The sequence below is a fragment of the Verrucomicrobiota bacterium genome (assembly GCA_019247695.1).
In the GTDB taxonomy this organism is placed as follows: Bacteria; Verrucomicrobiota; Verrucomicrobiia; order Chthoniobacterales; family JAFAMB01; genus JAFBAP01.
In genome coordinates, this window is record JAFBAP010000190.1 from 1 (window position 1) to 7,740 (window position 7,740).

Genomic DNA, 7,740 nt, shown 5'->3' on the forward strand with positions numbered 1-7,740 from the left:
CCAATTCTTCGCTCGTCCTGCAGGCGACAAAATCCCGCTATTTACGGGGCTTTCTGTCGATCATTGCATTTCTGACCGCCTTGGAAGTGGACACCCAGCCGGGTGGTTGACCTCGGCCTTAGGTGCCTATCAGTGCACCAAAGGGCATAACGGCTTGCCGCGCCCCCTTCGGCAAAGCGGCCCCATTGTGCCCGGTAGAATCGTCCCCGTACCCACGCCGCGTTAGGCTAACTTTAGTCCGTGGAAATCCAGGCTAGGGAGTGACGATGACTAAACCCGTTCCAGACGGCATCAGTATCGCACCTTGGTCGCTTGGCTGCCAAGCGCTTTTCGTCATGGCATCTCCAACGGGAACAAGCTCCGCTTCGGGGACGACTGGGTTTTTGGCGTCTTGAGTGAAGCGCCAGGGGAGCCCCGAGCAATCGCCGCCGCACCAGCGAGCTCACGCTGCGGGGCACGACGCGAAGTTGATAAATCGCAGGGGATGATGCGCGAGGTTCAACCCTGCGCGCACTTTACCCATGCCCGTGGGTATGGTCTTGCCCCTGACCTCCCGGAATCTCCCGATCTCCCTTTGTATCTTGGCGGGCCTGCCGCCCACGGGCCGGGTTACGCGCTGTTTTTGACCGACGGGGCCGAAGCGGTGCTCGTGGGCGGCAAGGACAAACCCCAGGTGGTGCGCCTGGCGCTTGAGGGCGCCAACCCCCACCCGGCGGCCCAGGCCCTCGAGGAGCAGGCCGCCAAGAGCGCCTACTTCCTCAGCAACAACCCAGCGCGCTGGCGCACGGGAGTCGCCCACAACGGCCGGGTACGGTATGAGGCCGTCTACCGCGGCATCGACCTGGTCTATTACGGGGCGGGTCGCCAACTGGAGTACGACTGGATATTGGCCCCGGGCGCCGACCCCGGCCGGATCCCCTGCGCTTCGGGCCGGGCACGCCGGTGCGGTTGGACGAAGCCAGCGGTGATCTGACGCTTGGCCATGCCGGTCAGGACGTGCGGCTGCAGAAGCCGGTGGCCTACCAAGTGGTCGAGGGCCGCCGGGTGTCGGTCGAAGCGCGTTACGCCTTGGAAGCCGGTGGGCGGGTGAGCTTGGCGATAGGCGGCTACGATGCCGGCCGGCCGCTGGTCATTGACCCGGTGTTGGTCTATTCCACCTACCTGGGCGGCAGCGGCGGTGACGCGGGCCAGGGCATCGCGGTGGACCTGGCCGGCAACGCCTACGTGACGGGCTTCACCGATTCGGCCAGTTTTCCCACCGCCCACCCGCGGCCTCAGGCGCCACCCTCCACGGGGCTCAGGAGGCCTTTGTGGCGAAACTCGCGGGCCAGTAGATCCCTCCCCGGGGATCATACCGCTCAGACAGTTATCTGGGTAGAATGCCGGCTCAGGGGGATGTCGGCGCCGGAGGATGTGGCGTACTTGCGGCAGAAAGCGTTGCTCACGGGTTCTGCCGCCCCTTCAGCAAATCCAACCCGGCGGGGCGGGTGTTTGTTTGGATGGGCGTACGGACGTGACGCCTCAGGAGGGCTGGATCGGGGGGAACGCCTTCCCAGGGTAAACCCCACTGCCATTTAGTTAAGGACGGCAGGCCGGGTATTGCCTTCGTCCCGCAGGGACGGCTGAGGTTAGGCAGGCACTTTAGTGCCTGTACCTGTACCTGTACCTGTGCGGGCGTTCCCCAGCGGTTGCGTCCCCTCGGGACGCCTGAAGGCGTGCGCCAAGCCAAGCGGGCGTCAACGGTGGGGCGCCGTTCGGGTGTTCGTCGCCGGGGGTCGCGCCGGGTTTGGCCGGCCTTTTGGGAGCCGGGCACCCTGCGGGCCAGCGTTTCAGGCGTCCGTACAGGACGCGATCGCTCTTAAATGCCCCGTCCAGGGACTGAAAGTCCCTGGCTAACCTCAGCCGTCCCTGCGGGACGAAAGCGCCCCCATCCAGCGGCCCTTAACTAAATGGCAGTGGGGTAAACCCTGGGCTAAGTTCCTTCGGCCCCTTGGGCCTAGGCTGCTTATACGGTCTAATAGGTGTAACTCCGGCAGGGAACCTGGGCAGGAAGACAAGATTTTACCTCCGTGGCCGTCGAAATGGTATAAGGGGGATCGCGTCCCGCATCAGGGACGCCTGAAACGCTGCCCCGGAGGTTTCGACTCCCAAGAGGCCGGCCAAACACGGCGCAACCATCAACGCTAAAAACCCGAACGTCCCCCCAACCGTCGACGCCCGCTTGGCTTGGCGCACGCCTTCAGGCGTCCCAACGGGCACGCTGCGGTATAACCCAAATAACGGCGTCCGCAAATCGGTTCTCGGCGGGAGACATTTGAATTGGACCTCGCGCCGAAGCTGGTTGATTCGTACCTGGAGAAGTTTCGGCTGTTCCGAGCGCCAGTGAAATGCTCTCGATAATCCATCAATCCTTTTAGGCCGCCCCAGCGGCCCAAAGTAAACACCCCCCACGTCAAAACTGCTCCCCCGGTATGAAAAACAAGTCACCCGTTATTCTTGGCATCTCCCTCCTCTTGCTCGCCGTAATCGGTCCGGTGTTCTGGAAAGCACAGGGCGCCGAACCGATATGCTGGTACGGAATGATGCCTCATCCGTACATGTCCTTGGTGCAAAAGGGCGTCGAAGCCTGCGCAAAGGATTACAACGTCAAAATATATACCACCGTCGGGCAAGAATGGACCCAGGCGAACGAAACGCAGAACGTCGAGGCGCTTTCCACCCGCGGATACAAAGCGTTCAGCATTTTTCCCGCGGATCCGACGGGTTCAAACGGGCTCTTCCAAGGGTTGAAAAGCCGCGGGATCTTCGTCGTGGCCTTCGGAGCCGAGCCGAACTTGCCGACGCCCGCCAGCTTTACGGTGGCAACGGACATCAAAGGGGCTGCCATGCGGGCCTGTGAGGATCTGATCAAGTTCATGGGTGACAAAGGTAACATCCTGAACGTCCTTGAAACCGTCACGGATATAAACACCAAGAAGCGTGACGAAGGCGTGAACGAAGTGGTCGCGAAACATCCGAACGTTCACATCATTCAGACGATCTCGGATATGACCCAACAGAGCGTGGCAAGAAACAAGATTGAGTCCGCCTTGGCCGCCCGGGGAAACGAAATCGATGGCATGATCACGACCGGGTACAACCCCACGGTGGCGGCAGCGGCGCTTCTCACTGAGCGTCATAAGAATGCTCAAAGCAAACGGATCCGCTTTGTCGGCATCGATACGGATCCGACGGTCCTGCAGGCGATTCGGGACGGTTACATCGACGGGACGATTGCTCAGAATCCTTTTGGCCACGGCTACATCAGCTGTGCGCTGCTCAAGCTCATGTTAGACGGTTGGAAACCGGCCAAGCCGTATCAGTTCATCGAAGCCGGCGATGTGCTCATTACGAAGGACAACGTAGACACGTATTCGAAAGAGGTCGATGCCATCACCCGGAAGCTGAAGGACAATCTGACCACCGCATACCTCACAAAGGGTGAGACGAACAAGTAGGCGACCGTGACGTCATGACCGCCTCCGGCAAGGAACCGGCAAAGGGATCGCTGACGCTTCGAGGAATCAGCAAGAGCTTTCCAGGGGTCAGAGCGGTCGATAACGTCAGCCTTGAGTTCCATCCGGGGGAAATCCACGCCCTGATGGGGGAGAATGGGGCAGGGAAGAGCACCCTCATGAAAATGATCACCGGGATCTATCAACCTGATTCCGGTGAGATGAGCTTCGACGGCAAGCCGTTAAGTCCGAAGAGTTACCGGGAGTCCCTGGCCATGGGCATCGACATCGTTCACCAGGAAATCCAGGCGGTTCCGGATGCCAGCGTTGCCGAAAACATCATGCTCGATAAGCTGTCGCGGGTCGTGGCGGGCGGCAGGATCAGCTGGAAACGGCTGTACGAGGAGGCGTCGTTGTACATGCGGCAGGTTGGCTTGAACCTTCCGCCCTCGACGGTGGTCCGTCAGCTGAGTGCGGCGCACAAACAGCTCATCCAGATTGCGCGGGCTCTGGCCGCGCAAGCGACGGTGATCCTCCTGGACGAACCGACGAGCAGCCTCTCAACCAAGGAAGCCGATAACCTTTTTGACCTTCTCGAAGGTCTCAAAAAGCGAGGAGTGACGCTGATTTACGTGTCGCACAAGCTCGAGGAAGTTTACCGGATTGCGGATAGGATCAGCGTCTTGCGAGACGGGAAGTTGATGGGAACTCGCAAAAGTGCGGAGCTTGAACGTCAGGAGCTGGTGCGAATGATGATCGGCAGGGATGTCCGGGAACAGCGAATCGGTCCTACGGAAATCAACGAGCAACGCGTCGCTTTAAAAGTCGAAGGCCTGACCAAGGCAGGGAAATGCAGGGACATCTCTTTCGAGCTGCATGAAGGCGAGATCTTAGGTTTTTACGGCCTCGTCGGCGCGGGACGAAGCGAGTTTGCACGGGTGCTGATCGGCGAGGATCCGGCAACGTCGGGGTCCGTCCATGTGAACGGCAGGAAGGCGGGGATCAATCGGGTTGCGGATGCGTTGTTCCGGTACAAAATCGGCTATGTGACGGAGAACAGGAAAGAAGAGGGCCTGTTTCTGGATGAGCCGGTGGTCACCAACCTAACGCTGCTGGTGTGGGAGAAAATGCGGCATCGACTGACCCGTTACGTCAGCAGAAGGAAAGAGGACGAAGCCGCCGGGAAAATGGTATCCGCGCTTGCGGTGCGAACCCGCAGCCTGGCCGAAGTGGTGGGGAACCTGAGCGGAGGCAACCAGCAGAAGATCAGCATCGGGAGATGGTTGTTGGCGGACTGCGATATCCTCATCCTGGACGAACCGACCGTGGGAGTCGACGTGGGCTCCAAAGAGCAGATCCATCAATTGATCTGGAACCTCGCGCGCGTCGAACGGAAAGCAATCATCGTTATCTCCTCCGAAATGGCGGAGGTCATCCGGCTGTCGAGCCGGGTCCTGATTTTTGCCGATCAACGGATTATCGGAGAAGTGAGCCGTCTGGATGACAGATCCTACGCGGACGTCCGGGATGAAATCGGGCACCTTTTAAGTGCCGTGCACTAATGCAAAAGACAGGGTTAGTTAAACCGGAGCTGACTGGGACGGTGCCGGAGTTCAGTAAACACTCCAGGCGCTTCCGCGGCGGCCGGGCGCTCGGGCTGCTCATCGGGACGGTCGTATTGGTCGGGGCAATTGCGTCGGTGTCTGACACGTTTCTGAGCCCTTACACCATGTTTATCATCTCGCGGCAAATCGCGTTCTCGATCTTGATCGCGTTGTCGCAAGCGGTTTGCCTCGTCGTGGGAGGCATGAACCTTTCAGTCGGCGCCATCGGCAGCATGGCGACGGTGATTCTCGGGCTATGCTTTCAAGACCTTGGATGGAACGCCTGGCTGGCCGTTCCTGTCACGCTCCTTTTCGGCGTTGTGTCAGGCGCAATCAACGGGCTGATCATCACCCGGCTCAAGATCAATTCCTTCATTGTTACCTTGTCGATGATGTTCGTCTACATGGGGCTGCGGTCCGGGATCTCGGGCGGCTCCCCTTACACCATCCCGCCGGATTTCGGATTCATCGGACAGAACGCGGTCTTCGGCGTCTCCTGGGTCTTTGTGCTGGTGTGCGTGATCCTCGCAGGTGCCGGATACATGTTTTCTTACACCGTCTTCGGCCGGCAAATGCTGGCCACCGGCGGGAACGAACATGCGGCGCGGCTGTGCGGTATCGCGACGGACGGCATTGTGTTTCGGGCACACATCATTTCCGGGTTTCTGGCTGCGCTCGCCGCGGTTCTGTGGGCATCGATGGTCGGTTCGTGTGCTCCGGAGACCGGTGATGCCTGGTTGATCGGGAGTTTTGCGGTGTCCATTATCGGCGGCACCGGCCTCATGGGAGGCGTGATCTCGTGTACCGGTATATTCCTCGGCGGCGCGATCTTTGTGCTGATCAGTTATGGTCTGATCGAGATCAAAGCCAATCCCTACTTTGCAAACTCGTTCCTGGGCGGGTTAATCCTGCTCGCGATTGTCCTGGATCGGGTCCGGGAGGTTTTAGGTGAGCGAAAACGCAAGGCGTAAGATCTAACTGCTTTCCGGCTGCACCTCCGGTGCAAAGGCGGCTCGACCAACGTGAAAACCGGTGTAGGGGAAACGGCGCTCGCATGCGCCACATGCGTTGCGCGACGGGCCCGGACATGCCGGTCCCTTTTGCCCACGGCTATTACCCCGGCCCGGGCGGCGCGTTACGTGGCGTCACCGCAAGCAACCCGGCGGTGGCGCGGACCGCCGGCGCCGGAGGATGCTCTGTAGCTGGTTGAATCGGTCCCAGGCCCAACGGGCCGGTTCTTAGGCCCAACGGGCCGGTAGAACCTAGCCCAGGGCTTTACCCCCTGGGTAACCGTCAAATCACGATCGAGCCCTGACGGGGCGGCAGAGGGCGTTGCTCACGGTTTCTGCCGCCCCTTCAGCAAATCCAACCCGGCGGGGCGGGCGTTTGTTAGGGAGGGCGTACCGGCGTGACGCCTTAGGAGGGCTCGACCCTGGGCTAAGTTCCATCAAACCGTCCGCCGGCCCGTTGGGCCTGGACCGTTTACACCGTCCGGTGGGTTTAACTGCGGCAAGGCACCTGGGAAGGAAGGCAAAGATTTTATCCTCATGGCCCTCAAAACCGGTATAAGTCGGGTCCGCGGCTGGTTTCGGCGTGGGATTCGGGTACTTCTCGGCGGCTCGAGCCGGAGCGTCCGCTCGAACTCGCCCGTCTCGGTTAAATTCCCGCAAAGGTACGCAAAGCGACACGTCAGTTCAAACAACTTCCTGGACTTTGATTACTGGCGCACACGGATCTTAACGAACCGGTGTTATTGGCCAACCTCCCGCCTTCAATCCTTGAGCCGCTTGAGGAAGCAGACCAGCCTTTCCACTTCCTGGAAACCCAGGTGCTTATGGATGCCGATGCTCAGATGATTACTCGCCTGGGTATCCGAACCGAGTTCATCGCACCCTCGGGACAGCGCCCAACGCTCAGCCGCTTTCAGCAGTGCTTTCCCTAATCCGCGGCCCCGCTGCTCCGGGAGGATAAACCATCCCTCCACAAACGCCACCGGTGAGCTGGTGGCACCTTCAGCAAATTCGCGTAAACGAACCTCGATAAACCCAACCGCGTCCTGGCCGCTGAAACGAGCAATGAAGGCCGCCCAACGACCTGGATCGGCGAGGATCTCCGCGATCTCGCGATCACAATCGGCCTGACAATCCGGCCAAAGTCGAACCCGCAAGGAACGATAATCCGCCACCAGGTTATCCCCATACGTTATCTGTCTGACGACAAAGGTTGGCCTCACCGAAAACTTTCGCCCCAAGCATGCAATCCGTAAAGGGTCACCTCGGAGCGGGCAAATGGCGTTAGCGTTATACCATTTACACAATTATCTCGGTAGAATTCCGGCGGGAGGAGGTGCTGCCGGATGCTCCGCGTGGCGCTAAATCGGTCTTAGGCCCAACGATCCGGGTGACCGTCTTACGGCCCGAAGGGCCAAGAGAACTTAGCCCAGGGCTTTACCCCCTGGGTAACCGTCAAATCACGATCGAGCCCTGAAGGGGCGTCAGAACCCGACGGCAACGCTTTCTACCGCCCCTTCAGGGCTCGATCGGGGGAGGAACCCGTTCCCAGGGTGAAACCCTGGGCTATGTTCCTTTGGCCCTTCAGGCCATCAAACCGTCTCCCCGCCCGTCGTGTCTAGACCCTTTATA

At 60.1% G+C, this 7,740-nt stretch carries 6 protein-coding genes; 5 read left to right on the forward strand and 1 reads right to left on the reverse strand.

Features of this window, described 5'->3' with window-relative positions:
* Positions 1 to 484: 484 nt before the first annotated feature.
* The 5 genes from JO015_22255 (at position 485) to JO015_22275 (ending at position 6,069) form a co-directional block, all read left to right on the forward strand.
* Positions 485 to 973: a hypothetical protein gene (locus JO015_22255; protein ID MBW0001831.1), complete on the forward strand. Its 489-nt coding sequence runs from the start codon at positions 485 to 487 to the stop codon at positions 971 to 973.
* Entirely contained in the window at positions 949 to 1,578 is a 630-nt protein-coding gene (locus tag JO015_22260; GenBank protein ID MBW0001832.1) for an SBBP repeat-containing protein, read from the forward strand. Before JO015_22255 ends, JO015_22260 begins: the two co-directional genes overlap by 25 nt.
* Positions 1,579 to 2,471: 893 nt before the next feature.
* On the forward strand, positions 2,472 to 3,497 hold the full coding sequence (locus JO015_22265) for a substrate-binding domain-containing protein (protein ID MBW0001833.1): 1,026 nt from the start codon (positions 2,472 to 2,474) through the stop codon (positions 3,495 to 3,497).
* A 14-nt stretch (positions 3,498 to 3,511) separates the two neighbouring features.
* Positions 3,512 to 5,056, forward strand: coding sequence for a sugar ABC transporter ATP-binding protein (locus JO015_22270; GenBank protein MBW0001834.1), 1,545 nt, complete (start codon positions 3,512 to 3,514; stop codon positions 5,054 to 5,056).
* On the forward strand, positions 5,056 to 6,069 hold the full coding sequence (locus JO015_22275; GenBank protein MBW0001835.1) for an ABC transporter permease: 1,014 nt from the start codon (positions 5,056 to 5,058) through the stop codon (positions 6,067 to 6,069). The genes JO015_22270 and JO015_22275 overlap by 1 nt, the downstream gene beginning before the upstream one ends.
* An 800-nt stretch (positions 6,070 to 6,869) precedes the next feature.
* Here JO015_22275 and JO015_22280 read toward each other — a convergent pair.
* The gene (locus tag JO015_22280) at positions 6,870 to 7,304 is read right to left on the reverse strand and encodes a GNAT family N-acetyltransferase (GenBank protein MBW0001836.1); all 435 of its coding nucleotides are present in this window, start codon (positions 7,302 to 7,304) and stop codon (positions 6,870 to 6,872) included.
* Positions 7,305 to 7,740 lie beyond the last annotated feature (436 nt).